Here is a 24,719-nt window from a genome sequence, read left to right as displayed (position 1 = left end):
CTGAGCCTCCGGGTCACGCCTTGAGGTCGAAACCCGTGACGTACCAAGCTCCGGCGTGTTTCTCCACCTTGAGGCTGAGACTGAACGAGCCGGTGTCCCCGGTGGCACCGATGAGTTCGAGATCGCGCAGGGTACGGCCGTCGAGCTCGACCGCCGTGTCCGGGACCGTGACCTTGTCGCCCGTCGCCGGCACGGTGGCCACCTCGACCTTTGCCCCCGGGGGCAGTTCGACGCCCGGCTTCGCCCAAGCCTCGTGCAGCGACTTGGCGCTCGCCAGGGCTGCGGGGCTCTGGCACAGGGCCTCGGCGTCTTGGCCGGCGGGCAGCAGCGGAGCACCGGACAGGCACGCCTCGGTGTACCGCTCTTCCAGGATCTGGGTGACCCACCGCTCGACGGCGGCCCCGGGCGTCTCGGCACCGGAAGCGGGCTGAGCCGGCGACGACGGGGCCGTGACGCTCGCCGCCGAGGTGGCCGGGCCGACCGCGGCCGGGCTCGCCGACCCGGCCACGCGGACCGGACCACACGCCGCTGCGAGCAGAATCATCGGCGGTACCAGCGGGAGGAACCACCGCGTCACCGGCCGCGTGGGGACGATCGTGCTACCGGTCACCGGAACTCTTCGTGGCACAGCCGGTGTTCCGGCTCCGAGCTTCATCGGCTGGATCTTGGTGCCGATGACCGGCCGCGTCAACCGACCCCGGGCAAGTCTGCCTCTTCGGCCATCTTCCGGCGCCGGCGGCTGCCCTTCCGCCGGTGGTCTTGTCGGTGGCGAAGGGCTTGCGTTACCGTGGCTTGGGAGCGCTCCCAAGCCACGCTGACCTTCCCGATCACCGAGAGGGAGTCACCATGGCTCACCGCAGGACACCGCGTCACCGTCGCATGTGGACACTGGCGGCGGTGGCACCCGTCATCGCGGGCGTGCTGGCGCCCGCGGCGTCCGGCGCCACCACGGCCTCACCGTGCACCCCGGGAGCGACCTACGGCTCGCCGTTGCCAGCCCCGGCCGTGGCGTCCCAGCTCATCCGGGGCGGGTTCAACTTCCTCGAAGGACCCACCTGGGACCAGCGAACGGGCACCCTGCTGCTGTCGCACATGCAGAACGCCGCCGGCCCACAGGCCGTGCAACCATCGGCCGTGCTCCGGTACACGCCGCCGGCCACCTTCGAGACGTTCATCGCCGACTCCGGCAGCAACGGCCTGGCGATCACCGCCGACGGCACGCGGGTGCTCGCCGCCACCCACGACAACCGCACCGTCTCCGCCTACCGCCTGACCGACCGCAGCCGGACGACCGTCGCGGCCGGCTACCTCGGCCGTGCGTTCAACTCCCCGAACGACCTGACGATCGGCCAGGACGGCACCACCTACTTCTCCGATCCCGACTACCAGCGCGGGAACCGCGCCGACGAGCAAGGCGGCCGGACCGGCGTCTTCCGCGTCCGCGACGGCGTGGTCAGCCTCGTGGACGACACAGTGCGGGAACCGAACGGCGTCGTCCTGTCGCCCGATGGCAAGACGCTCTACGTGGGGGCCACCGGCGCCAACGCGATCATGAAGTACACCGTCTTCGCCGACGGCAGCGCCGGCAACCGCACGACGTTCGCGAGCATGCGGACGCCCGACGGCGCGACCATCGACTGCGCGGGCAACCTGTACTGGGCTTCCTACGACGAGGGGCTCGTCCACGTCTTCTCCCCGTCGGGGGCGCAGCTGGGGACCATTTCCGCCGGTCGCAACACCACCAACGCGGCGTTCGGCGGACCGGACGGGCGGACCCTCTACCTCACCTCCGGTGTTTCCGGCGGCGGGTTCGGCCTCTACCAGGCGCACCTGAACGTGCCCGGCAATCCCTACTGAACGGCGGTCGGGTCGGGACCCAAGGCGCGGTCCAGCAGCTCGCCCAGCTGATCGAGCTGCGCCTCCGACAGGTCGCGGAACGAGGACTCGACGACGGCGTCCGCGAGGTCCTGGCCCTCGGCGCGCAGCCGCGCGCCTTCCTCGGTGAGCCGGTGCCGCACGGCCCGGCCCGGTCCCGGGACGCGTTCGATCAGCCCGCGCTCCGCCATCCGGGTCGCGAGCGAGCCGAAGGACTGGTCGGTCTGGAAGGTCAGCACCGCCAGCTCGTGCAGCGATGCGTCCGGCCGGCGGTGCAGGTGGCGCAGGGTGTCCCACTGCACGAGCGAAAGCCCCAGCGGTGCCAGCGCCCGGCTCAACGCCCGGTGGTGCCGGTGCTGCAGGCGCTTGACGGCCAAGGAGACATCGCCGGGGCGGTACTTCATGCGATCACCCTATCCCATCGGAGTCAGCTTGCTTATCTAAACAACCTTATATAAGGTTCCTTAGGTACGCGCTTCGAACCCGAGAAGGAACCCATGACGACGCTCCCCGCGGCCGGCTCGCTCCGGCCCACCCGCACCGAAACCCACACCCTCGGCCCGGCCGAGGTGACCGTCCAGGACCGCGACCGCACCCGCCCCTTCCTGCTCCTGCACGGCGGCGGCGGGGTCGCGACGATGACCGGGTTCGCCGACCTGCTCGCCGAACGCACCCACGCCCGGGTGCTGCTGCCCACGCACCCGGGCTTCGGCGGCACGCCGAAGGCCGAGAGCCTGACCGGCGTCGCCGAACTGGCCCGGTTGTACGTCGACCTGCTGGAGCGGCTCGACCTCACGGACGTCACGGTCGTCGGCAACTCCTTCGGGGGCTGGCTGGCCGCCGAGATCGCCCTGCAGAAGAGCCCGCGGGTCAGCGGCGCGGTGATCGTCGACGGAATCGGCATCGAGGTCGACGGGCACCCGCTGACCGACATCAGCGGCATGTCCCCCGCGGAGATCCGGGCGCTCTCCTTCCACGACCCGGCCAAGGCTCCCGTCCCGCCGGGCGGCGGCACCGGACCGAGCCCGGACGTGCGCGCCCTGATCGGCTACACCGGCCCGGCCATGGCCGACCCGACGCTCGCCGAGCGGCTCGGCGAGCTCGAACTCCCCGTGCACGTGGTCTGGGGCGAAAGCGACGGCATCGCCGGCCCGGGCTACGGGAAGGCCTACGCCGCCGCGATCCCGCTGTCGACGTTCACCCTGCTCCCCCGCACCGGTCACCTGCCGCAGGTCGAGACGCCCGAGGAGCTTCTGGGCGCGCTGCTCGACCTCGGCAACTGACCTTCCCGTCCCCCACCAGGAGAACCAGCATGCGCACTTCGTTGAGCGTGACCCGGATCGGGCACGCCTGTCAGCTGATCGAAATCGGCGGGATCCGCGTCCTGACCGACCCGTGGTTCACCCAGGCCGCGACCTACTACCAGGGTGAGCCGGTCACCTCGACCGTCGGCGCCCTCGGCCGGGTCGACGCGGTCGTGGTCAGCCACGAGCACTACGACCACTGCGACCTCGACGCCCTCGTCACCGGCGGTTTCGACCTCGGCACCCCGTTGATCGGGCCCGGCACGGTCGCGGACATCGCCCGGGACAAGGGCTTCCGCGACGTCCGCGTCGTCGAAGCGTGGGAAGCCGCGACGGTCGGCGAGCTCACCGTCACGGCGACGCCGGGCAAGCACGGCGTTCACGAAGTCACCTTCGTCATCCAGGCGGGCGGCCGCACCGTCTTCTTCGGCGGCGACTCGTTGCGGGTTCCGGAACTGGACACCATCCCGGACCGGTTCGGGCCCGTCGACCTGGCCATCCTGCCGACGAACGGCCTGTGCATCCGGCCGATGCACCTCGAGCAGGTCGTCATGGACGCCGAGGACGCGGCCGGGCTGACCGCCGCGCTCAAGCCGGCCTTGGCCGTGCCGCACCACTACGCCTTCCACAGCGGCCGGCTGGGCGACCGGATGATCACCAAGGGCGACCAGGACCCGCGCCACTACGCCGACGCGGTCGCCCGGATCGCCCCGGAGATCCCCGTCCGCCTGGCTCTGCCCGGAACGGTGGTCGTGGTCCCGTGAGCGCCGGCGACCGGCGGTTCATGCCCGAGGTCGGCGACGATCTCCCGCCCGGCGAACGGCCGATGGTGGCCGTCGTCCGGGCCGTCCCCGGCCACGAGGACCAGCTCGCCGCCGCCATCACGGCGCTCACCGCCGCCGTGCGGCGCGAGCCCGGCTGCCGGGAATTCCGGTCGTTCCGGGACCTCGCGCACCCCGGGACCTTCCACCTCTACGAGATCTACGCCGACACCGCCGCGTTCCGGGCCCACCTCGCGACCGGCCACGTGGCACAGTTCTTCACCGAACTGGCCCGGCACAGCACGGCGGATGCGGGCGCGGTGACCCAGCTCGCCGAGCTGCCCGCGCCCGTGTCCGGCGCATCGACCTGACGACACCGAACCGGGAACGACAGCGCGCCTGCTCCGTCCGCCGTGCGACGTCCCGGTCGGTCACCGACGGGCCGCTGTCGAATTTCCACCGGTTCGCGGTGCAGTTCATGAATCGTTCTTGGCTACTCTCCGGGCTCGGATCATGGCTCCGAGCTGCACCGTTACGACCCGCTCCACATCGAGACCGGACCGTGACCCGGGCCGGTGGCCCCGGGTGAAACGTCCGAGCCGGGTGCGGCGACTAGTACAGCGGGTGACCATCCCGCTACGCGAAACGGAGCAGCCGGCTGGGCCACCCGCACGAGAACTGGTCCCCCGGTTCGCGCTGGGGGGCCGGGCCATTTCTGGCGGACGGGGAGAAGATGCGCCGGACATTCGTCGTCGCCGACTTCGTTCGTCCCGCGGGGTACGAAGACCGGCTCAAACGGGTGCTCAACGACCTGCACGACGGACTCGGCCCCACGCTCACCGCCGCGGTGCTCGGGCTGCGCGCCGCCCGGGACCTGATCGGCCGGGACCGGGCGGGCACCGAGCACCTCCTGGCCCGGCTCGAAGACGAGCTCTACGGCGCGATCACCGATCTGCGTCGCATCGTGGCCGACGCGCGGCCCCCGGCGCTCGACCACGCCGGGCTCGTGCTGGCCGTGCGCCGGTACGCCGCCACGCTCACCGGACGGGTGCCCGCCGAACACGGGCCGCTGCGCGTCGAGGTCGAGGTCCGCGGCGAGCTGCCGCCATTGTCGGCGGAGGTCGAGGTCACCGCGTACCGGATCATCCGCGAAGCGCTGGTGAACGTCGCCCGCCACTCCGGGGCCCGGGAATGCACCGTCCACCTCTGGCCGCTGGACGGCGATCTGCACGTGGAGATCGTCGACGACGGGGTCGGCACCGACGCCGAGGCGCTGCCCGCGGTGGGCGGGACCGGGCTGCGTTCGATGCGGGAACGCGCCGGCGACCTCGGCGGCGGCTGCCGGATCGAGCCGGTTTCCTCCGGCGGCACGCGGATCGCCGCCTGGCTGCCGCTCGCCGCGGGGAAGTGAGGCGATGTTCGGCGCCCTGCGCGTCCTCGTGGTGGACGACCACCCCGTCTTCCGGGCGGCGCTGCGCGCGATGCTCGACGCCACCGAGGGCGTGGAGGTCGCCGGCGAGGCGGCCGACGGCCTGACCGCGGTCGCCGACGCGGGCCGGCTGGAACCCGACGTCGTCCTGATGGACCTGAACCTGCCCGGCCTCGACGGCGTCGAGGCGACGCGGCGGATCGTGAACGCGAGCCCCCACACCGGCGTGCTCATGCTGACCATGTTCGAGAACGAAGCCGCGGTGTTCGCCGCCATGCGCGCCGGCGCCCGCGGCTACCTGCTCAAGGGGGCGCGCAACGAGCAGATCATCCGCGCGGTCCGGGTGATCGGCGACGGCGAGGCCATCTTCAGCCCGGCGATCGCCACCCGGGTGCTGTCCCTGCTGGGCACGGCGACCCCGCGCGACGAGTCGTTCCCGCGGCTCACCCTGCGCGAGAAGGAGATCATGCTGCTCATCGCCCGGGGCATGGGCAACGCGTCGATCGCCGAGGAGCTGGTGCTGAGCCAGAAGACCGTGCGCAACCACGTGTCCCACATCTTCCGCAAACTCCGGGTCACCGACCGCACCCAGGCCATCGCCAAGGCCAAAGAGGCCGGCATTGCCCGATCGGAGTAGCAAAAGCGGGACATATCGGGACTCCATGTCCCTGTTCGGTGAGCGCCCGCACCACGATCCTTGGGGGTGGAGCGAACCGATGTCGCTCGAGGGAGGGCTTCGCCGATGATCACCGACCAGGTTCCGGTACTGCTGCACGCCACCGACACCATCACCCACGCGGGCGTCACCGCCGCGTTGCGGTCACGCCCGGAAATCCGCTTCGCCGACGAGGACTCCGGCGAGCCGGCCGTGGTGCTGGTCATCGTGGAGCGGCTGAACGAACAGGCCCGGCAGCTGCTGCGCAGCCTCCAGTGCGCCGGCCACGCGGGCGTCGTCCTGGTGGCCGGGGAGGTGGAGGACTCGGAGCTGCTCGACGTCGTGGGCGACGGGGTGTCGGCGATCATCCGCCGGGCCGACGCCACCCCGGACACCCTGGTGCGGCTCGTCAAGGCCGCGGCCGTCGGCGAAGGCGCGCTGCCGCCCGACCTGCTGGGCCGCCTGCTGTCCCGGGTGTCCCGGTTGCAACGGGACGTGCTGCACCCGAACGGGTGGGACCTCGCCGGGATGTCGCAGCGGGAAACCCGGGTGCTGCGGCTGGTCGCCGACGGGTTCGAGACCAGGGAGATCGCCGACCAGCTGAGCTATTCCGAGCGGACGGTGAAGTCGATCCTGCACGACATCACCAACCGCTTCCAGCTCCGCAACCGCGCCCACGCCGTCGCGTTCGCCATGCGTGAAGGGCTGATTTAGCACGGTCACTCGACCCGGCCGGAGAAGGAGACCGACGGGGTGCAGCGGCCGCGATCCCCCGGGTTCTGGCAGCTGACCGCGAGCACGATCTTGTCCCCCGGCTGGAACCGCCAGGCCTGCAGCCAGTGGTGGTCGAGGTCGCGGAAGTTCGAGAGGCCGACCTCCAGCAGGACGCTCTTGGTGCCACCGGAATCCCGCAGCAGCCGCAGGGTTCCGGTGTCCCCGCGCGGGTTCTGCAGGATCAGGTCGGTGATCACCAGCGTCTTGTCCGCGTCCGGCATGGTGTAGGGGAACTCGGCGAACCGGTTGACGTTCGAGTCGATCTTCGCGTCCGCGGCCACCCGGAAGTCCGTCGGCGTCCCGTCGGCGCCGGCGTTGGCGGCCCGGGTGGGCGTGGCCCCGGGACCGGGCGCGTCGCCCGGCGGGGTCAGGCCGACGGCCTTCATCGCCTGCTCGGAATTCTGCTTGGCCTGGTCGGCGTTCTTCTTCGCCTGATCAGCTCCGGTGCCGGCGTCCTGCGCGGCCTTCACGATCTCCTGGTTCTGCTCCTGGGCGGCCTCGCGGGCGGCCGATTTCACCGCGGGCCGCAGCACGGTGAACCACAGCGTGACGAGGGCGAGCAGGAGGACGAGCAGCGCGACGAGCGCGGGCAGCAGCCACTTCGGCAGCAGCTGCCGCTGCACCATGGTGCCTTCGGTCTTGAGCGGTTCGGCGCCCTCGGCGACGACGAACACCTGGAAGCGGTGCCGGACGGGTTGCCCGCGCAGGAACCGCTTCCGCGGCCGGGTGCGCATCCGCACGAACGCGGCCGTGCCCGGCGCCAGGTCGGCGCGGTCGCGCTCGAGCCGGAAGTCCAGCTCGTCCTCCGGGTCGAGCGGGCTCAGCTCTACCGCCACCGGCCGGTTGCCGCGGTTGTCGACGGCGACCTCGAAGTCGGCCTTGGAACTGCCCTCGACCTTCGCCGGCACCAATTCGGCGGTCACCTCGGTGAAGGCGCCCAGTTCGACGGTGCCCTCCTCGACGACCGAGCCGGCGGGGTCCTCGCTCGAGAACACCCGGACCCCGAACGGGATCGTCCCGGCGGGGACGTCGGAGGTCCGCGGCGGCGCGAACCGCACGGTGACCGACCCCGTCTCCCCCGGCATGAGGTTGATCGTCGCCGGTTCCGCGGTGGCCCAGCCGCTCGCGTCACCCACCACGTCGACCGTGAACTGGTCGACGACCTGCCCGGCGTTCCGGATGGTCACCGAGCAGCTCGTCTCCTGGCCCGGTTCCGCGACCAGGCCGGCCTCGGACAGCGTCGCCGTTGCTCCCATGCCCGGAAGTCTCCGCCCCCGGCCGCGGGTCCGGCACCAACGGACGGGTGTGCGGCCGTGCGCCGGTGGTTGCCCGTACGGGCAGCGGTTCCGGCCGAGGCTCAGCCGCGGCTGATGAACGGGGGTTGTTCCGTGCGCAGGACCACCAGGATCGGGTTCGACCGGGCCGTGCCGAACTTCGGTCCGCTCACGGACGTCGCCGACAGCGTGCGCGGGCCGATCAGGTCGTGGTGGAAGATCAGGAACTGCGCCTCGAACTTCCCGTCCACGCCCACGGTGACCAGGCCCGGTGTCGCCGAGATGCCGGCCGACCAGGCCAGCCGGACCGTCGCGCCCGGCGGGAAGTCCGTCCCCGTCACGCGCGGGACGAAGCCCAGCGGGCCGACGCCCGGATCGACCGTCACCACCGGCAAGCGGATCACCACGCGCGCACTCGCCGTGTTGTCCCCGGCGTCGGTGTCCGGTCCGGTCGTGCCGACCGTGCCGGACACCGGTGCGTCCGCCGCCGCCCTGGCCGCCAGCGAGATCCGGGTCTCGACGGTCTGACCGGGCGCCAGCGTCCCGAGCGCGCACCGGCCGCCGCCCGGCGCGCACCCCGGTGGCACCGACGTCACGGGCAGCTGCGGCGGCAGCTGGGTGACCAGGCGGACGTCCGGCATCGGGGCGCCGGAACCGTTGTGCACCAGGAAGGTCAGCACGACGTCGTCCCCGCCGACGAACAGCGGTACCGCCGAGACCGCCAGCCCCACCGACAACGATCCCTGCGTGATCGGGGGCAGCGGCTTCTCGGCGACGGTGACGACCGCCGTGGCGGAGTTGTCCCGCGCGTCGGCGTCCTGGCCGGCCGTGGTGACCGTTCCGGTCGCGGCCTGCGGCCCGGCCGCCACGCCGGCGGCGCTGAACCGCACCCGCGCCTGGCCACCGGGTGCGAGCGCGCCGAAGGCGCAGACCAGGTCCGGCGTGCACGTGCCCACGGTGGTGATGGGCGCTTGCGGCCGCAGCCCGGCCGTGAGCCGGACGAACAGCCCGGCCGCGGCCGAGGCGGCGACGCCGTGGTTGGTGACGACGAACTCGAACGTCGTCAACCCGCCGAAGGGGATCGCGGCCGGGACGGCGGTGGCGGTCACCCCGACGTCCGCGATCCGCTGGAACGCCGGTTGCGCGGCGCCGCCCGGTCCGTCGATCAGAACCACGGGCGTGCCCCCGGCCGCGGGCACGATCCGGATACCCGGCCGGGATTCACCGGGCGTGCTGTCGAAGGCGACCAGCGTGCCGTCCGGCGACCAGGCCGGGTGGTCCACGGATCCGGCGTCCTGCACCAGCACCCGCCCCGGCCCGCCGTCGGCGGGCGCCACGCAGATCTGCCGGTCGTCGTTCCGGAACGCGAGCGCGGCGCCGTCCGGTGAAACGTCCGCCGAGCCCTGCCTGCCGGTACCGCACGGCGTACCGAACGACGGCGAGAGGTCCCGCTGGATCCCCGCGACGACGCTGTCCGGCCCCGTGGCCAGCGAGACCTGCCACAGCTCCTGCCGGAACTCCCCACCCGGGTCGACCGCCATGACGGCGGTCTCGGTGGCGGTGCCGCCCCGCCCGGTCGCCGTGCACGTCACGGTGGTGGCGCCGACCGGGAACAGGCTGCCGGACGACGGGGTGCACAACGGCGTGATCGGCGTTTCGAAATCGGAGTCGATCGCGGTCGCCGGGTATTCGACCACCGTCGGCGCGGTCCCGGTCACGGTCTTGTCGTGCACGGTGATCAGCGGCAGCCGGGGATCCTTGACCCGCACGGTGATGTCCTCGGTGTAGCCGGGCCGCGCGGTGGGCTCGCCGTCCAGGCGGAAGTCCACCCGGCAGTGCAGGACCGAACCGATCGGCGCGGCCGGGGAAACCGTGGCCGTTTCGGCGAAGTGCGCCTCGGTCCCGCCGGGTACCTGCTGCGCCCCCTCGGGGCTGAACGTCACAGTCAGCCCCGTGTCGCAGTAGGGCACCGGCAGCACCTTCACCGACAGGTCGCCGATGGCCTTGGTGATCGCGGCACTGATCCGGTCCGGTGCCGAGTTCGCCAGGACACCGTCGGTCGCGTTGACCACCTGGGTCGCCTGGTGGTCCGGGCTGTTGTCCAGGCCACCGCCACCGCCCGCGGCGGACACGGCGACGACCCGGATGCCCTTGTCCTTCAGAGTCTTGATCGCGCCGGCGAGCGTGACACCCTTCGTGTGGTCCTCGTGGTTCCCGCTCGGGTCGTGGCTGGGCGCGTCGCCGACCAGCACGATGATCTTGCTGCTGTCCGGCCGGAAACCGATGGCTCCGGTGGCGACGCGGTCCAGGGCGTAGATCCAGTCCTCCGGGGTGTCGATACCGCCGGAGGGCGTGATCTTCGTGAAGGCCTTCGTGATCTCGGCCGGGTCCTTCGTGAGGTCCTGCTGCACCTGGAACAGGCGGCCGGCGGGGTTGTCGGTGTCGGCCGGGTCGTCGCGGTCGCCGAAGGCCGCCGCGGCGAACTGCGCCAGTGGCTGCTGCGTGGTGATCGTGCCCATGACCTCGGTCAGGTTCTTCTGCATGTCACCCAGCGCCTTGCCCATGGAGCTGGTCTGGTCCATCAGCAGCACGATGTCGGGCTTGGCCGGGACCTTGTCCGTCTGCACCGTCTTGGCGACCGAGCCGGAAGTGCCCTGCCCGACCGGGATGTCCACCACGGCCGGGTCCACTCTGGACGGTCCGGGCGGCGCGGCCCGGGAGGCGGCCCTGGTCAGCGTGATCTTCGTGCCGTCGGCCGACCACACCGGCTGCGAGTCGCGGCCGCGCAGGTAGGGCGGGATCGGGATTTCGCCGATGATCCGGCCGTCGGCGACGCGCGCGATCCGCACGGTGTCGACGCGGCTTTCGTTGCGGACGGCGGAATCGGTGAACGCGATCATCGTGGCGTCCGGCGACCACGCCGGGTGCTGCTGGCGCTTGTTCTTCGCGACACCGGTCAGCGCGCGAGGGGCGCTGCCGTCGGCGTTCGCCACGAAGATCTCGCTGTCCGGGGACCTGCCGGTCCCGGCCTGGGTGTACGCGAGCTGGGCGCCGTCGGCGGAGAAGGCGGGATCGAACTCGTCGGCGCCCGGACGGTTCGTGATGTCCCGGCGGTCGCCGCCGGTCGCGTCGGCGCTCCAGACGTCGGTGGTGCCGCCCGGGCGCAGTTCGGTGAACACCGCCCGGCCGCCCGCACGGAACGTCGGCTCCGTCTCGCCGGTGCCGGGCAACGCCGAGATGATCGAGACGCCGCGGCCGTCGATCTGCACGACGTCGCCGAGCGGGTCCTGCGCGTGCGTGGTGAACGCCAGCCGGGCACCGTCCGCCGACCACGCGGGCTCGGACGAGTCCCCGGGGCCGGGCACCGCGCGGGTGACCGCGCCCCCGGTTTCGGCCGTCAGCACCACGTCGCCGGCCGGCCGGAAGCGGGTCGTGGTGAACGCGATCCGCGCCGGCCCCCACGCGGGCTGGGTGTCGGCGGCCGGGTCGGCGGTCAGGCGCGCCGGCGCCCCGCCGGCGACCGGGACGGTGTAGATGTCCCCGGCGGGGTCGTCGCGGGTGCTGCTGAACGCCAGGCGGGTGCCGTCGGGCGACCAGCTCGGCGAGTCGTCGGCGGCCGGGCCGGACGTCACCTGCCGCAGGCCGCGGCCGTCCACGCCGATCACGAAGAGCTTCCTGCTGCCGGTGCGTTCCGAGGCGAACGCGACCGAACGGCCGTCCGGGGACAGCGCCGGATGGGTGTCGACGGTGTCGTCGTCGGTCAGCTGCACCGGTGTCTTGGCGTCGTCACGGAGGGCGAAGAGCTCGCCGTCACGCTCGGCACCACCGGCGGAAGCGGCGCGGTGGCTCACCCACACGATGCCTCCGGTGCCCGCGGACGCGTCGGAGTCGACGCTCCCGAGGCCGCCCGGGAGCGCCGCCTCGGCGCCTTCCCCGGTCGCCTCGAACAGGCCGGTGGTGGCCTCGCTGACGTACCCGACGCGGTACGGCGCCGTCACCGGTGCGGGCGCCTGCGCCGCGGTCGGCGAGAACGCTCCGCCGATCGCCCAGCCGCCGAGCAACGCGACGACCGCGATGCCCGCCACCGCTCGGTTAGCGCGCATGGTCGGTCCTCCCCAAGCTGTTCGGTGTCTCAGCCGGCCTCGAACAGCTCGATCTCGGAGATCGCGAGGTCCGTGCCGTTGAGCGAGCGGTGCAGCCCGACCACGTGCAGCTCGACGCTGGTCGCGCCCGCGCTGTTTTCGATCGGGACTTCCTGGGCGTCCGGCGTGTCGGCCAGCACCACGTCGTAGGTCTTGCCGGTGGAGAACACCAGGTGCAGCTTCTGCGGCCGGTGCTCGGCCTGGAAGTTCGCCGCGTCGCCGGAGTGGACGATCGCCTTCCGCAGGTCCGCCGGGTGGTCGAAGGTGAACACCAGCGCGGGTTCGGCGTCGGTCGGAGCCGCCCAGAACGTGTTCTTCGCGTTGTCGGTGACCAGCGGCGCCGCGTGCCCGGTGGTCTGCGCGGTGGCGGTCACCTCGACCGGGTGGACCGGGTTCAGCTTGGCCTCGAAGATGCCGGTGACCTGGCTCCACAGCCCGGTCGCCGCCGTGTTGATCGCGCCGCGGAACGGCTGGTACAACGCGTAGACCAGCGCCGAGAGCACCAGCGCCACGGCGATCACCCGGCGGATCATCTTGCCGGCGGTCCGGCGCGCGGCCCCGGCCCGCCCGGTCCGGCGGCGGACGCCGTCCTGGCCCGGTCGCGCCCCCGCCTTGTGCTCCTTCGGCTTGCGGCCGAGCAGCCGGCGCCACCACGACGTCTTGACGACCTCGGACTCCGCCAGCGACGCGCCGCAGCGGCTGCAGAAGTTCCGGGTGGACGCGTTGCCCTTGCCGCACCGGCCGCAGATCAGGTCGCCGGGGTTGAGGACCTGCTCCTCGACGGTCTGCTGCACCGGTTGCCGGACCGGCGCGAGCGGCTCGGCGGGCTGCACGACCTGCTGCTGCTGCTGCTGGACCGCCGGCTGTGCCCGGACGGCGACCGGTCCGTCGTCGTCCCACTTCAGGTACCGGCCGCATTCGCCGCAGAACTCGACGTCGGCGGGCCCCTGGTGCCCGCACTCCGTGTAAACGACCATCCGCTACCCCTCCAGCACTTCCACCGTGACCCGCACGTGCGCGGGCACCGCGTCCACCACCGTCGCCGTCAGCCGCCGTTGATCCACCCGGGCCGGGTCGGCCACCCGCACGCGCACCTGCACCCAGGGCGGTCCCGGGTCCGGCAGCGGCGCGCCGGGCCGCGGCGCGGCGACGACACCGCCGCTGTCGGTCACCTCGACCGCCCCGCCGGTCAGCAGCCGCACGTGCTCGGCGAGGCCGCGCTGCGTCCCGCGCCACCGGTGCAGCTCGACCGAGCGCGTCACCAGCTGCCGCAGCCGGTCCGGGCTCCAGCTCTCGTCGACGCGCAGCGCGACCCAGTGCGCCAGCCAGCCGACGAAGTCCTCCGGCGCCACCCCCGGGTCGAGGTACCCCGAGAAGTTGTCCAAGGTGGACAGCACCGGGGCGAGGACCTGGTCGAGCGCGCCGGTGAAGCCCTGCACGAACCGGTCCTCGGCGTAGACCGCGGGCAGTTGCTCGCCGATCGGGTGCGGGCTCGGCAGCCCGGGGATCCCGCTCCTCATGCGCCCGCCTCCCGGACCCGGATCTGGTGCCCGAACGAGAACGCGAGCGCGTTCGGCGGCAGGTCGAGCCGGTCGACCTGGTCGCCGCGTTCGCGCGTGATCGGATTCGCGGCGAACAGGCGGACGTCCTCGACCAGCTCGACGCCGGGAAGCCGTTGCAGCACCGCGAAGACCTCGCCCGACTGCACCGGCCGCCCGAACGGCCAGCCGTCGCCGTCCGGGCCGCCGCTGATCGGGTTGAAGTAGTCGTACAGGGCCTGGGTCGCCCGGGCGCCGAGCGTGCCCGCCGTCGTCCGGCGCCGGGCACGCAGCCGCGCGACCACCGTGACGCCTTGGTAGAACGGCGGTTCCACGGACACGAGCGCGCCCACGCAACGTCGTTCGTCGAGGTAGCGCTCGATCCGGGCGCGCATGCCGGGATCGAGCGTCAGGGTCGCGAAGGCGAGCTCGCCGGTGTCGGGCACCGCGGGCACGACGAGCACCCGGATCGCGCCGGTCTCGCGGCCGTCGGCGCCGTGCGCCGGGATGCACCGCACGCGGGCCGCTTCGGGTGCCGCTTCGCGCGCGAGCTGCTCGTAGTCCTCGGCCGTGACCGCGCGGTCGCGGGTGCGCAGCAGCAGCGGACCACGGACCGCCGCGTCCCCCACCGACTCGCCGTCCACCCCGCCGATCGCGGGACGGCGGTTCACCACGCTGCTCACGAACGGGATCGGGTCCCGCTGCACCTCGAGGACCTCGCGGGCGACGTTGCCACGCCGGCCGCCCCCGGACCGGTATTCGGGCACGCGGATCGCGGCGGACTTGGCCGGGAACGCCCCGTAGTACCGGAGACCACCCTCGGGCTGGCGCACCGCGGGACCGAACGCGACCTGCCCGCCGACCCGGTCGAGCAGGACGTGCCGGTCGTCCGGGCCGGAGTCGGCGAACGACCGCACTTCCGTCCACTGCTGCCAGCCGTCCGGACCCGAGACCTCGACGACCAGTTCACCGTCCCCGGCGACCACCGGGACACGGCCGAGCGGGAACCGCTGGCCCGGCGTGCCGTCCGAGGTCCCGACGATCTCGTTGCGGACGATCTCGGCGTGCACGGCGCCGGCCGTGCCGCCGATGGTCGAGGCCTCGACCGCGTGCAGCCGCGGCGAGCGCTGGTAGAACGGCTGGTTCTGCTTGGCCTCGACCAGGCGGCACCGCAGCCAGCCGGCCCGGCGGCGCGCGAGCACCGACATCGTGTGCCCGTGCGGGACGTGCACGACGATGTCCCCCGCCCGGTTGAACGCGCCGGTGCTGTCCCGGTCGACCTCGCACGCCACCCAGCCGGTGCCGTCCCAGGCCTCCCACAGCCACGGCGGGTCGCGCGGGTCGACGCCCTGGCCCTCGACCTCGCAGTTCATCCGCAGCAGCACCGCGCAACCGGGGACGGCGTCCGACAGCCCGAAGCAGACCGCATCGCCGGGGGCCGGGGTCTCGGCGAACGCCGCGGGACCGCCGCCGACGAGCAGTTCGTCGGTGCGGTCGACCGGTGGCAAGCCGGTGTCGGACGTGGTGGTCGCCAGGTGCTCGAGCGAGCACGGCACGATGGTCAGCGTGCGCTCCACGGTGAACACGACGGGGTCCTCGACCTCGTTGCGCACGCTCGCGACCTGCTTGCCGGCCGCGACGACCACCGGGACGTCCCGGGCGGCCGAAAGCCAGAACGTCACGTCGGTCCGCGCCGCGGCGGGCGGGAACAGGCGGACCCCGATCAGGTCGAGGAAGCGCAGGTAGTGCAGGCCCGGCACCCGGTTGAGCCGGTAGAGCAGCTGGTCGACCATCTGCGCGAACGTCTCGATCAGCGTGACGCCGGGGTCGGAGACGTTGTGGTCGGTCCACTCCGGGCAGTTGCGCTGGACGTAGATCTTGGCTTCGTCGACCAGGTCCTGGAACCCCCGGTCGTCGAGGTTCGGCATGGGCAGCGTCATCACGCACCGTCCTCGACGGACTCGTGCGGCGGGATCACGTAGAAGGGGAAGACCAGGTTGCGCGGGTCGTTGGTGCCGCGCAGGCGGTAGCGGATGTCGATCAGCAGGGTCCCCCGGTCGGCCTCGGCGAAGCCGACGACGACGTCGTCGAGGGTGATCCGCGGTTCCCAGCGTTCCAGCGCGGTCCGGACCTCGTAGGCGATCTGCCCGGCGGTCGCCGCGTCGGCGGGCGCGAACACGAGGTCGTGCACCGCGCAGCCGAATTCGGGGCGCATCGGACGCTCGCCCGGCGAGGTCGCCAGGATCAGCCGGATGCTCTCGACGACCTCGCGCTCGCCGCCGACCAGCGCGATCGAGCCGGTCGCGTCGGTGTGCAGCGGGAACGCCAGTCCCCGGCCGAGGAAGTCTTTCCCGGTCGCAGTCACGTCAGCCTCCGATCAAGACGGTCGGGCAGCCCATGACGATCGGCGCGCCGCAGGTGGCCAGGTCGCCCATCCGGGCCGCCGGCAGGCCGCCGATCAGCACCGTCGGGCAACCCGGCGGCGCGATCGGCGTCGGCGGGTGCACCGCGGGCGGCGGGAACGAGCACGTGTGCAGGGTGCCGACGTTCGCGGCGGGCATCCCGCCGATCAGCACGGTCGGCACACCCGGCCCGGCGATGACGCCCGGGTGCCCGGTCGGGTCGCCGACCCTCGCGGCTGGTGGCATGGACACTCCCCGTCAGTTGATCTTGACCACGCTGCCGCGCACGGTGACGACACCGCTCGCGGTCAGCTCCGTCTGGCCCTGGCCGGCGACCGAAACGCTGGCGCCCTCGACCTTCACGCCCGAGGTGCCGTTCAGCTTCAGCTGGGTGGCCGCCTCGATGGTGGCGTCGGTCTGGGACTTCACCGACACCTTCTGGCCCTTGAGCTCCAGTGGCCCGCTCCCGGCGTCGATGCTCACGCCGTTGCGCGCCTTGACCGTGACGCTCTTGCCGCTGGTCACCTCGATGACCTGGTTCTTCTGGTCGATCTTGACCACGAACTTCGCGTCCCCGGAGGACAGGATGATCCCGTCGTCCTCGGCGAACTCCAGCTTGTGCCCCTTCCGCGAGACGAATCCGCGGAGGGCGGCTTCGCCGCTGTTGCCGTCGACGATCGCCTTGGTGAACTTCGACGGCACCGCGTCCTTGGCGTTGTACAGCCCGCCGAGCACGTAGGGCGCTTCGAAGTCGCCGTGTTCGAAGCCCACCAGAACCTCGTCGCCCACCTCGGGCAGCACCATCGCGCCCCGGTCCTTGCCCGCGCCGGCCTGGACGGTGCGCGCCCAGGTGCTGGAGAAGTCCTTGTCCAGCCAGGGAAACGTGAGCTTGACGCGACCGAGCTTGGCCGGGTCCTTGAGGTCGGTCACCTGCGCGGGCACGACACCCGGCCACGACGAGTGCTTCGCCCCGCCGGCGACCAGGCCGTAGAGCGAGCGTTCCTGGCGCCCGGACACGGTGAACTCGGTGGTGTAGCCGACTTCGGCGTTGAACGAGTGCCGCGTGCTGGTCAGCGTGTACTTGCCCGAGAAGGGTGCGCCGACACCGGTGAGCGTGACGGGGGTGCCCGCGCGCAGCTTCGGGTTGCCCTTCGCGACGCCGTCGAGTTCGGTACAGGCGCTGCCGAACCTGTCGGCCAGTGCCTTCGCGGTCGCGTCCGCCTCGCCCTGGGCGCGCCGGGGTGAGGCGGCGTCGAGGAAGGGCGGGCTCGCGAACTTCCCGGCCAGTGCCACCGGGTCCACCCCCGGCACGTCCGTGCCCGCGTTCTTCGGGGTCGCGGTGGCGGTGATCGCCTGCTTGTTCTCGTAGTCCCAGCCGTTGACCCGCACCTCGGGGACCTGCTCGGCCGCGGTGACACTGGCGCGCAGGCTGACCAGCGTCCCGTGGGCCTCGAGGACGAGCGGATCGGCGGTCGCCTTCGTGGTGGTCGAGGGCGCGCCGGAGGGCTTCTCCGGGAGTTCGAAGTTCAGCTTCCCGTCGCGGACGGCGATCTGCGCGCCCACCACGTCGGCCAGCCGCGACAGGAATTCCCAGTCGCTGACGTTGTCCTGGCTGAGCTGGGTGTGCGGGCGGCCGCCGAAGCCCTTGACGTTGTCGATCTTCCCGGCCGGGATGTTCGCGCGCTGGGCGATCTTGCGCACGACGTCCGCGATCGTCATGTCCGGGTACGCCGCGACCCGGCGGCCGCGGAACAGCCGGTGCGCGTGGTCGTACCCGCGGACCTCGGTGAAGGTGCCGTGCGAGTCCAGGTCGATCGCGACCGCGGTGACCTCGCCCGACAGCAGGTCCTGCGGGCCTTCGGGGTCGGACGTCTGGACCTTCAGCTTGATCTTCGCCCCGACCTCGAACTTGCCCTTGTCCAGCACGACGTACCCGGCGTCGCGGAAGCGCAGCACGAAGGTGTCCGGCAGGTTCCGGCTGTCGTCGACGTAGGCGTAGCTGAGCATCACTTTGACGTCGTCGGGCAGCGGAGTGCCTTCGACCTCGACGACGAGGGTGTTCGTGAAGGTCTCGTTAGCCATTGAGCTCCTCCAGCGCGGGCACGAAGAGCCGGGTGCCGGGCCGCAGCCGCATCGGGTCGTCGATGTCGTTGGCGGCGGCGATCTCGCGCCACTTGCCGGCATCGCCGTAGGCGCGGAACGCCACCGACGCCAGCGAATCCCCGGCGACGAACAAGTGCGTGTCCCGCGCGGCGAGCGCCCCGGACGTCGGGTTCTGGCCGCCCAGCTCCCCCGAGATCTCCTCCAGGTTCACCGTGCAGACCGCGCGCACCGGCGTGCCCGACGGCGTGAAGAGGGTGTACTTGGCGGTGACGCTGGCGACGTAGGCGGGGAAGCCGGTCATCCCGCCCCACTTGAAGATCACCCACGGCGGCGAGGGTTTGCGGTGCTGGCGGCTGTCCTCGGTGGCCACGCAGCAAGTGAACAGCTGCTCGACCTTCTTGACGACGGCGTCGTCCATCTTGTCGGTGGCGTCGAGGAACATCTCCAGCGCGAGCTTGGCCGGGTCGGAGCCCTTGAACTGCGGCGGCGCGCTCTTCTTGGCGTTGGGCTGGGCGTCGCGGCCCCACTTCGCGTTCTTGCTGAGCGAGAGTTCCTTGGGGTTGAACTGGAACTTGATGTCGAACAGCTTCTCGCCGGGCGGCTGGCCGGTCCCGCCGGACTGCGGCGGCTTCCGGACTTCCAGCAGCGCGCGCTGCAGGTTGTTCGGCGCCGGTTCCCCGGAGCCGTAGGCGGCCGGTGGCTGGGAGCCGGCCGAGGTGAAGGTGACGGGAGAGGACACGGCTAACCCCGCTTCGCCGGGCTGAGGAAGCCGTGGTGGGCCAGTTCGAGGGTCTCGGTGGCGACCTTGGGCGAGTCGGGCGAGAGCTGCGGTCCGCTCCAGCGCACCGGGACGACGCCTTCCAGGGCCCAGCTGGCGATCACGGTGCCTTCGAGGGTGCGGGCCTCGATCGTGGCGGTCTTGCGCTCGACCCCGCCGGCCAGGCTGGCGAACCACTTCGTGATCTGCGAGCTGGCCGCGGTGACCGGGCGGGAGAGCTTGATGTTCGAGTACTTGATCCGGGTCGGCAGCTGCCAGACCATGCCGTTGTTGCCGCCCTCTTCCCGCTGTTCCATCACGAACTCGCAGCCGAGCCCGTCGCAGCTGGAGAACGCGCCGAGGTTCCCGAGGTTCTTGTCGTCGAGCTTGACGACGTAGCACACGGCGACGGCCTCTTCGGTGTCCGGCATCGGCATCTCCTTCAGTGCGGGCGGTCGGTGAGCGCGCCCCGGCGCTCACGGTCGAGACGGAGTTCGGTCTTCAGCCGCCGCAGCAGCGGATCGAACAGTTTCTTGACGAGCTCCTCGGTTTCCGTCGGCGCCGCGGCGGCCGGCGGAGCGGCAGCGGGCGTGGGCGCGGGTTCGGGCGCCGCCTCCGGCTCGCGCTGGATGATCGGGGGGACGCTCGGCGCGGGGGTGCCGCCGTGGGGGAAGTCCGTTGTGGATGGCCGGCTGTGTTCGGCGATCCTCGCGACCGGCAATGGCAGCGGGGCTTCTGGCGCCTCCACCGTCCGGAACAACGCCAGGGTCGGTGGCGCGTTTTCGCCGGAGCGCACCGGGCTTTCCGGCCATGGGACCGGGGTATCGAGGGTTCGCGCCACCGGAAGCGGCATCTCGGCGGCGCGCGCGACCGGGGCCACTGCGCCTTCGACGGTCCGAGCCACCGGAGGTGCCGGGGTTTCGGTCGCTCGTGCTGCCGACAGCGGTGAGGGTCTCAAGCCTTCCACGGCTCGTGCCACGGGGAGTGCTGAGGTTTCGATCGCCCGCGTCACCGGAAGGGGTGGCGTCGCCGGGCCGGTCAAGCCTTCGATCGCTCGTGCGACCGGGAGTGGAGCACCCTGCGCCGCCGCTCCTGCCGCCGGGGCAGGCGAATCCTCGACCGCCCGGGCGACCGGCAGCAGCGAACCTTCGCCCGCCCGCACGACCGGAGCCGCCGAGTCGATGGTCCGTGTCACCGGGAGCGGTGGCTTGTCCAACGCTCGGAATACCGGAAGCGCCGCAGCCTCGGCCGATCGCGTCACGGCGAGCGTGGGGAGTTCGGTCGCCCGAGCCATCGGGAGAGCCGGGGTCTCGGCCGCCCGCAGCACCGGGAGCCGTGGCTCCTGCGCCACTCCCGTCACGGGGAGAGCCGGGGTATCGGCCGCCCGGATCACCGGAAGGGGCGGTTCCTGGGCTGCTCCCGCTACCGGAGGCGGTGTGTCCTCGATCACCCGGGCCACCAGTAGCGCCGGTGTCTCGACCGCTCGTAGCACCGGAAGCAGCGGCTCCGACGCTGCCGTCACCGGAAGTGCCGGAGCGTCGGCCCCCTGAGTCACCGGAAGCGGTCGTTCCGCGGCCGCCGGGGTCACCGGGAGTGCCGGATTTTCGACCGCCCGTAGCACCGGAAGTGGCGGCGCTTGCACGGCTGCCGGAGTCTCGATCGGTCGCGTCGCCGGAAGCGGTGTTGCCTGCGCTGCTGCTCGCGTCCCCGGACCGGCCGGAGTCTCGATCGCCCGTGCCACCGGGAGAAGAGCACCCTCTCCCGATCCCGCCACCGAGGCAGGCGAGTCCGCGACCGCCCGCACGACCGGAGCCGTCGAGTCCCCGATGGCCGGTGCCAGCGGAGGTGCCGGCGTCTCGACGGCTCGTGCCACCGGCAAGGAGGGTGCCGGTGGCGGGGAAACGCTCGTCGAGCCGCCCGGTGTCCCGGGCGGCTCCGTGGTCCCGGACCGGATCTCCGGGGTGTCGAGCGGGCGGAAGGTGTTGACCGGCGACGACCGGCCCGGCGGAGCATCGAGAGTCCGCGAAACCGGCAACCCGGGGACCGGCGGCCGGGGTGGCGCCGCTGTGTCGCCAAGACGTTCCACCGAAGGGCTCGACAGCGGCGCGGATGGCGCCGGCACGCCGTCCGCGAGGCGCGACACCGGGAGTGGCGGTTCGGCAGCCCCCTCGGCCGGGAGCACCGGGGTCTCGATGTGCCCGGTTTTCAACGCCGCGGCCGGCGGCGGAACCGTCCCGGAGTCCGGCAGGAGCGGCGCTCCGAGTCCCAGCCGTCGTGGTGCCGCCTGCTCGGTCCGCTGGACGACCGGCAGCACGGGCCGCGCCGGTTCCGGCACCACCGGATCGGGCGCGGCGACCTCGGCCGCAGCATCCACAGAGGACGGTTCCGCGATCGCCTGGACGGTCCGCACCGGCGGGACGCCCGCGGCATCGGCGAACGTCAGCGGCCGCACGACCTCGGGCGACTCGACGACCGGCAGCACCAGCGGCGGGCCCGCCGGCTCCGCGGCCGGAACCGGTGCCTCCGGAACAGCGATCTCCGGCGAGATCTCGCGCTGCACCGGGGCTGCCCACAGCCGTGACAGCCCGCTTCGGTTGCGGGTCGCCCGCTGCACCACGGGCATCGCCGGCGCGGGCGTCTCGACGGTCCGGGGCTCGGCGAGGTCGCCGATGACGCCGGCGGGTTCCTCGGGCCCGACCCGGTGGCCGAGCGGCTCGAGGTAGCCCGGGCTCTGCCAGGACGTCAGCGAAGAGCCGAACCGCTGCACCGGGTTGACCAGCGGGTGCTCGGCGACGACACGCTGGATCGGCGGCACGCTCCGCCACTCCGCGCGCGTCACCGGCAGCGCGGCCGGTGCCGGCGCGGGCGGCGGGCCCGTCTCCTTCCTGCTCCACCACATTCCAGCGTCACCGTCCCTGGCTCATCCGGGTGTTGATCCGGGCGATCTCGGCGACGTAGGTCAACCGGTCGGGGTGTTCGAGGTCGAGGATGTCGTCGAGGGACCAGTGCAGGTGGTAGGCGACGTACGCGACTTCCTCGTGCAGCCGGTCGGCCGCGTACGTCACGATTCCCCCAGGCGGCCACCGGCGACGTCGACGACGAAGCCGTGGCCGCACTCGGGGCAGGAGACGCCCGCCCTCGTGTGGCCCTCGCTGTTGACCCGGCGGTACATGTCCTGCAGGAACGCCAGGTCGGAGGCGAACAGGTTCTCGATGACGCCGGCGTGCACGTCGGTGATGTCGCCGATCCGGGTGATCACCCGGGCCAGCAGCACCACCGTGAGGAACGCCGAGTTCTCGCGCACCCGGTCGTCCCGCAGCGGGATCAGCTCGTCCCGCGCGGTGGCCAGGCGCATCACCCCGGAGTGGTGCACCTGGCCCTCGTCGTCGACGTACCCGCGCGGGAGCTCGAACGCGAACTCCGTCCGCAGCTTCGGCCGTTCCGCCCGCGGCTCTCCCGCCACCACGGAGGCGGGGGTCTCCTCGACCGGCGCCGACGCCATCACCCTGCGCATCGGTTCACTCGACTTCCATCTGCTCGTAGGTGATCACGAGCTTCTCGGTGAGCACGCTCGTGTCGCCGGCCTTGAGCGAACCGATCTCCAGGCTCTTCGGCCAGGCGTTGGTGAGCTTGTAGCGCTTGAGCGCGGTGCCCTCGTAGTCGAAGACGATGATGGCGCCACCCTTGCGCGCCGTCGCCATCTTGCCGAAGTGCGCGTCCTTGACCCATTTCTCGAAGCTGTTGTCCTCGGTCAGGCCGCGGGTCAGCGTGACCTCGCCCGCTTTGGGCCGGCCGGGCAGCTTTTTGATGACGTACTTGCCGTCGGCGGTGTTCTGCTTGAGCTCGATGACGTCCTGCTCCATCTTGAGGCCGGAGACCTCGGAGATCTGCTTGATCTGGACGCCGTCGATCTCGAGCCCGAAGGAGTGGCCTACCGCCTTGTCAAGATCGGGAAGTGCCATTGCGAAGCCCTTTCATCACTCGTTGACGAGGCTGGTGCCGCCGGACATTTGGGCCAGCCGGAAGATCACGAACTCCGCCGGTTTCACCGGGGCGATGCCGACTTCGCAGATGACCTGACCGAGGTCGATCCCTTCGGCCGGGTTGGTCTCCCGGTCGCACTTGACGAAGAAGGCCTCGTCGGGGGTGAGTCCGAACAACGCGCCCTTGCGCCACTCCATCACCAGGAACGCGCTGATCGTGCGCCGGATCCGCGCCCACAGCGCGTCGTCGTTCGGCTCGAACACGACCCACTGCGTGCCGCCGAGGATCGACTCCTCGAGGTAGTTGAACAGCCGCCGGACGTTCAGGTAGCGCCACGCCGGGTCGCTCGAGAGCGTCCGCGCACCCCAGACCCGGATGCCCTTCCCGGAGAACGACCGGACGCAGTTGACGCCGATGGGGTTGAGCAGCTCCTGCTCCGCCTTGGTCAGGTGCGTCTCGAGCGCGAGCGCGCCGCGGACGACCTCGTTGGCCGGCGCCTTGTGGACGCCGCGGGTGGCGTCGGTGCGGGCCCACACGCCGGCCATGTAGCCGCTGGGCGGGAGGTACACGTTGGTTCCCGTGGCGGGGTCGAGCACCTGGACCCAGGGGTAGTAGAGCGCGGCGTACTTCGAGTCGTACCCGGCCGCGTCCATCCGCCAGCTGCGGACTTCCTGTGGGTTGAGCGCCGGTGGCGGGTCGATGATCGCCATCCGGTCGCCCATCAGCTCGCAGTGCGCGATCATCGCGAGTTGCACGGCCTTGACCGTGTCGAGGTCGACGAGGTCGCGCTGGTAGGCGGCCATCAGGTCCGGCGCCGCGACCATGGTGATCTCGTCGATCGCCTCCAGGCCGCCGAACCCGGTGCGGTCGGCGACGTCGCCGACGTAGTCGTCGGCCGCGACCCGGCGCGGGACCGGCGGTGCCTGCGGCGGCTCGGTGAGCACGGCGGCGCCCTTGTCCGGCTTGGTGACCGCGCCGCCGGTGGCGAGCTCTTCGATGGTGATGAAGCTGGACTTCTCCCGCACCGCCGTGACGACGTTCTCCTTGGTGCGCTTGGTGGTCACGTTGTGCGTCTCGACGACCTTGCCGTCCTGCTTGACGAGCAGGGTGAACCGGTCTTCGGCGGGGTTGTCGCCGCTCGGTTCGGCCACCTCGATGGTGATCTCCCCGGCCTGCTTGCCCTCCGGCAGCTCTTTCGCGACGAAGCGGTAGCCGCCGAGCACGGCCTGGCGGGCGGTGATCTGCTTCGGCGCGGCGCCGTTGTCCTGGGCGCGCGACCCGCCGATGCGGACGATGTAGCAGTTGCTGCCGCCGTTGAGGAAGAAGCCGTAGACCGACTGGGCCAGGTAGCAGTCCTCGAGGAAGTCGCCGAAGGTCTGGGTGAACTGGCCCCAGTTCGACACCAGCGTCGGGGTGTTGAAGGGACCGTCCGCGGCGAAGCCGACGAAGGCGGCGACGGCGGTACCCACGCCCTCGATCGGCCGTGCGCCCGCCTCGATCTCCTCGACGTACACCCCCGGCGTGAGATAGGTGGGCATGCGTGCCTCCCTTGTCGACGCACAAGTCTTGTCCCCGGCGATGCTGCTGCCGGCGGGTTCTGCGCGGAACGGCCGTGCGGCTAGGCCCGCGGGAACCGATCTCTGCCCTTAAAGGCAACTGCCCGTTCGGGCAGTCGTGCCCGCCCGTCCGGTCGTTGGCAACCGGCCCGGCGCGGCCCAAAG

Annotated in this window: 24 protein-coding genes; 7 read left to right on the top strand and 17 right to left on the bottom strand. The window is 72.0% G+C overall.

From position 1 onward, the window contains the following. Positions 1 to 13: 13 nt before the first annotated feature. Entirely contained in the window at positions 14 to 610 is a 597-nt protein-coding gene (locus AB0M80_RS21120; RefSeq protein WP_364567230.1) for a hypothetical protein, read from the bottom strand. A 287-nt stretch (positions 611 to 897) separates the two neighbouring features. Between AB0M80_RS21120 and AB0M80_RS21115 the strand changes: the two genes are divergently transcribed. Further along, positions 898 to 1,857: an SMP-30/gluconolactonase/LRE family protein gene (locus AB0M80_RS21115; RefSeq protein WP_364567227.1), complete on the top strand. Its 960-nt coding sequence runs from the start codon at positions 898 to 900 to the stop codon at positions 1,855 to 1,857. On the opposite strand, the gene AB0M80_RS21110 is transcribed toward AB0M80_RS21115, so the two are convergent. Beyond that, positions 1,851 to 2,279: a MarR family winged helix-turn-helix transcriptional regulator gene (locus AB0M80_RS21110; RefSeq protein ID WP_364567225.1), complete on the bottom strand. Its 429-nt coding sequence runs from the start codon at positions 2,277 to 2,279 to the stop codon at positions 1,851 to 1,853. The genes AB0M80_RS21115 and AB0M80_RS21110 overlap by 7 nt on opposite strands. 93 nt (positions 2,280 to 2,372) lie before the next feature. On the opposite strand from AB0M80_RS21110, the gene AB0M80_RS21105 reads away from it, so the two are divergent. The 6 genes from AB0M80_RS21105 (at position 2,373) to AB0M80_RS21080 (ending at position 6,738) form a co-directional block, all read left to right on the top strand. Next, a complete protein-coding gene (locus AB0M80_RS21105) occupies positions 2,373 to 3,158 on the top strand; it encodes an alpha/beta hydrolase (protein WP_364567222.1) in 786 nt (261 codons plus the stop codon). Positions 3,159 to 3,187: 29 nt separating this feature from the next. Beyond that, entirely contained in the window at positions 3,188 to 3,943 is a 756-nt protein-coding gene (locus AB0M80_RS21100) for an MBL fold metallo-hydrolase (protein ID WP_364567220.1), read from the top strand. Further along, entirely contained in the window at positions 3,940 to 4,311 is a 372-nt protein-coding gene (locus AB0M80_RS21095; protein ID WP_364567217.1) for a putative quinol monooxygenase, read from the top strand. The genes AB0M80_RS21100 and AB0M80_RS21095 overlap by 4 nt, the downstream gene beginning before the upstream one ends. A 362-nt stretch (positions 4,312 to 4,673) precedes the next feature. Next, positions 4,674 to 5,351, top strand: a complete 678-nt coding sequence (locus AB0M80_RS21090; protein WP_364567214.1) for a sensor histidine kinase — start codon at positions 4,674 to 4,676, stop codon at positions 5,349 to 5,351. A gap of 4 nt (positions 5,352 to 5,355) precedes the next feature. Continuing rightward, positions 5,356 to 6,006 (top strand): response regulator transcription factor, encoded by a 651-nt coding sequence (locus AB0M80_RS21085; RefSeq protein ID WP_364567211.1) that lies wholly within the window; start codon positions 5,356 to 5,358, stop codon positions 6,004 to 6,006. Positions 6,007 to 6,111: 105 nt separating this feature from the next. Then, entirely contained in the window at positions 6,112 to 6,738 is a 627-nt protein-coding gene (locus AB0M80_RS21080; protein ID WP_364567208.1) for a response regulator transcription factor, read from the top strand. A gap of 5 nt (positions 6,739 to 6,743) precedes the next feature. Here the strand turns inward: AB0M80_RS21080 and AB0M80_RS21075 are convergent, their stop codons facing one another. The 15 genes from AB0M80_RS21075 to AB0M80_RS21005 form a co-directional block, all read right to left on the bottom strand. Beyond that, a complete protein-coding gene (locus tag AB0M80_RS21075; RefSeq protein ID WP_364567205.1) occupies positions 6,744 to 8,054 on the bottom strand; it encodes a hypothetical protein in 1,311 nt (436 codons plus the stop codon). A 101-nt stretch (positions 8,055 to 8,155) separates the two neighbouring features. Then, entirely contained in the window at positions 8,156 to 12,175 is a 4,020-nt protein-coding gene (locus AB0M80_RS21070) for a VWA domain-containing protein (protein WP_364567202.1), read from the bottom strand. A 29-nt stretch (positions 12,176 to 12,204) separates the two neighbouring features. Next, positions 12,205 to 13,191 (bottom strand): zinc ribbon domain-containing protein, encoded by a 987-nt coding sequence (locus AB0M80_RS21065; protein ID WP_364567199.1) that lies wholly within the window; start codon positions 13,189 to 13,191, stop codon positions 12,205 to 12,207. 3 nt (positions 13,192 to 13,194) lie between these two features. Then, the gene (locus AB0M80_RS21060; RefSeq protein WP_364567196.1) at positions 13,195 to 13,734 is read right to left on the bottom strand and encodes a phage tail protein; all 540 of its coding nucleotides are present in this window, start codon (positions 13,732 to 13,734) and stop codon (positions 13,195 to 13,197) included. Continuing rightward, positions 13,731 to 15,692, bottom strand: coding sequence for a putative baseplate assembly protein (locus AB0M80_RS21055; protein ID WP_364567193.1), 1,962 nt, complete (start codon positions 15,690 to 15,692; stop codon positions 13,731 to 13,733). Before AB0M80_RS21055 ends, AB0M80_RS21060 begins: the two co-directional genes overlap by 4 nt. Then, on the bottom strand, positions 15,692 to 16,117 hold the full coding sequence (locus AB0M80_RS21050; RefSeq protein ID WP_364567190.1) for a GPW/gp25 family protein: 426 nt from the start codon (positions 16,115 to 16,117) through the stop codon (positions 15,692 to 15,694). The genes AB0M80_RS21055 and AB0M80_RS21050 overlap by 1 nt, the downstream gene beginning before the upstream one ends. Position 16,118: 1 nt before the next feature. After that, positions 16,119 to 16,400, bottom strand: coding sequence for a PAAR domain-containing protein (locus AB0M80_RS21045; protein ID WP_364567187.1), 282 nt, complete (start codon positions 16,398 to 16,400; stop codon positions 16,119 to 16,121). 12 nt (positions 16,401 to 16,412) lie between these two features. Further along, the gene (locus AB0M80_RS21040) at positions 16,413 to 18,236 is read right to left on the bottom strand and encodes a VgrG-related protein (protein WP_364567185.1); all 1,824 of its coding nucleotides are present in this window, start codon (positions 18,234 to 18,236) and stop codon (positions 16,413 to 16,415) included. Then, positions 18,229 to 18,996 carry a LysM peptidoglycan-binding domain-containing protein gene (locus AB0M80_RS21035; protein WP_364567182.1) on the bottom strand — a complete coding sequence of 256 codons (768 nt, stop codon included), beginning with the start codon at positions 18,994 to 18,996 and terminating at the stop codon, positions 18,229 to 18,231. The genes AB0M80_RS21040 and AB0M80_RS21035 overlap by 8 nt, the downstream gene beginning before the upstream one ends. A 2-nt stretch (positions 18,997 to 18,998) precedes the next feature. Beyond that, the gene (locus tag AB0M80_RS21030) at positions 18,999 to 19,445 is read right to left on the bottom strand and encodes a phage tail protein (protein WP_364567179.1); all 447 of its coding nucleotides are present in this window, start codon (positions 19,443 to 19,445) and stop codon (positions 18,999 to 19,001) included. 11 nt (positions 19,446 to 19,456) lie between these two features. Further along, the gene (locus tag AB0M80_RS21025) at positions 19,457 to 21,913 is read right to left on the bottom strand and encodes a hypothetical protein (RefSeq protein WP_364567176.1); all 2,457 of its coding nucleotides are present in this window, start codon (positions 21,911 to 21,913) and stop codon (positions 19,457 to 19,459) included. A gap of 7 nt (positions 21,914 to 21,920) precedes the next feature. Further along, positions 21,921 to 22,079 carry a DUF6760 family protein gene (locus AB0M80_RS21020; protein ID WP_003098516.1) on the bottom strand — a complete coding sequence of 53 codons (159 nt, stop codon included), beginning with the start codon at positions 22,077 to 22,079 and terminating at the stop codon, positions 21,921 to 21,923. Beyond that, positions 22,076 to 22,528 carry a hypothetical protein gene (locus AB0M80_RS21015; RefSeq protein WP_364567173.1) on the bottom strand — a complete coding sequence of 151 codons (453 nt, stop codon included), beginning with the start codon at positions 22,526 to 22,528 and terminating at the stop codon, positions 22,076 to 22,078. Before AB0M80_RS21015 ends, AB0M80_RS21020 begins: the two co-directional genes overlap by 4 nt. Before the next feature lie 4 nt (positions 22,529 to 22,532). Further along, on the bottom strand, positions 22,533 to 22,976 hold the full coding sequence (locus AB0M80_RS21010) for a phage tail protein (protein WP_364567170.1): 444 nt from the start codon (positions 22,974 to 22,976) through the stop codon (positions 22,533 to 22,535). 15 nt (positions 22,977 to 22,991) lie between these two features. Continuing rightward, positions 22,992 to 24,536, bottom strand: a complete 1,545-nt coding sequence (locus AB0M80_RS21005; protein ID WP_364567167.1) for a phage tail sheath subtilisin-like domain-containing protein — start codon at positions 24,534 to 24,536, stop codon at positions 22,992 to 22,994. Between the last annotated feature and the right edge of the window lie 183 nt (positions 24,537 to 24,719).

The organism is Amycolatopsis sp. NPDC051045 (assembly GCF_040682955.1).
In the GTDB taxonomy this organism is placed as follows: Bacteria; Actinomycetota; Actinomycetes; order Mycobacteriales; family Pseudonocardiaceae; genus Amycolatopsis.
The sequence above is the reverse complement of the archived record's forward strand: the minus strand, read 5'-3'. Positions and strand labels throughout refer to the sequence as shown.

Bases quoted from the DNA above. Each gene is read 5' to 3' on its own strand.
- AB0M80_RS21060 (WP_364567196.1), bottom strand. From the start codon at position 13,734: ATGAGGAGCGGGATCCCCGGGCTGCCGAGCCCGCACCCGATCGGCGAG.
- AB0M80_RS21070 (WP_364567202.1), bottom strand. From the start codon at position 12,175: ATGCGCGCTAACCGAGCGGTGGCGGGCATCGCGGTCGTCGCGTTGCTC.
- AB0M80_RS21110 (WP_364567225.1), bottom strand. From the start codon at position 2,279: ATGAAGTACCGCCCCGGCGATGTCTCCTTGGCCGTCAAGCGCCTGCAG.
- AB0M80_RS21005 (WP_364567167.1), bottom strand. From the start codon at position 24,536: ATGCCCACCTATCTCACGCCGGGGGTGTACGTCGAGGAGATCGAGGCG.
- AB0M80_RS21090 (WP_364567214.1), top strand. From the start codon at position 4,674: ATGCGCCGGACATTCGTCGTCGCCGACTTCGTTCGTCCCGCGGGGTAC.
- AB0M80_RS21025 (WP_364567176.1), bottom strand. From the start codon at position 21,913: ATGTGGTGGAGCAGGAAGGAGACGGGCCCGCCGCCCGCGCCGGCACCG.
- AB0M80_RS21015 (WP_364567173.1), bottom strand. From the start codon at position 22,528: ATGCGCAGGGTGATGGCGTCGGCGCCGGTCGAGGAGACCCCCGCCTCC.
- AB0M80_RS21080 (WP_364567208.1), top strand. From the start codon at position 6,112: ATGATCACCGACCAGGTTCCGGTACTGCTGCACGCCACCGACACCATC.
- AB0M80_RS21075 (WP_364567205.1), bottom strand. From the start codon at position 8,054: ATGGGAGCAACGGCGACGCTGTCCGAGGCCGGCCTGGTCGCGGAACCG.
- AB0M80_RS21100 (WP_364567220.1), top strand. From the start codon at position 3,188: ATGCGCACTTCGTTGAGCGTGACCCGGATCGGGCACGCCTGTCAGCTG.
- AB0M80_RS21065 (WP_364567199.1), bottom strand. From the start codon at position 13,191: ATGGTCGTTTACACGGAGTGCGGGCACCAGGGGCCCGCCGACGTCGAG.
- AB0M80_RS21085 (WP_364567211.1), top strand. From the start codon at position 5,356: ATGTTCGGCGCCCTGCGCGTCCTCGTGGTGGACGACCACCCCGTCTTC.
- AB0M80_RS21055 (WP_364567193.1), bottom strand. From the start codon at position 15,692: ATGACGCTGCCCATGCCGAACCTCGACGACCGGGGGTTCCAGGACCTG.
- AB0M80_RS21105 (WP_364567222.1), top strand. From the start codon at position 2,373: ATGACGACGCTCCCCGCGGCCGGCTCGCTCCGGCCCACCCGCACCGAA.
- AB0M80_RS21010 (WP_364567170.1), bottom strand. From the start codon at position 22,976: ATGGCACTTCCCGATCTTGACAAGGCGGTAGGCCACTCCTTCGGGCTC.
- AB0M80_RS21045 (WP_364567187.1), bottom strand. From the start codon at position 16,400: ATGCCACCAGCCGCGAGGGTCGGCGACCCGACCGGGCACCCGGGCGTC.
- AB0M80_RS21040 (WP_364567185.1), bottom strand. From the start codon at position 18,236: ATGGCTAACGAGACCTTCACGAACACCCTCGTCGTCGAGGTCGAAGGC.
- AB0M80_RS21030 (WP_364567179.1), bottom strand. From the start codon at position 19,445: ATGCCGGACACCGAAGAGGCCGTCGCCGTGTGCTACGTCGTCAAGCTC.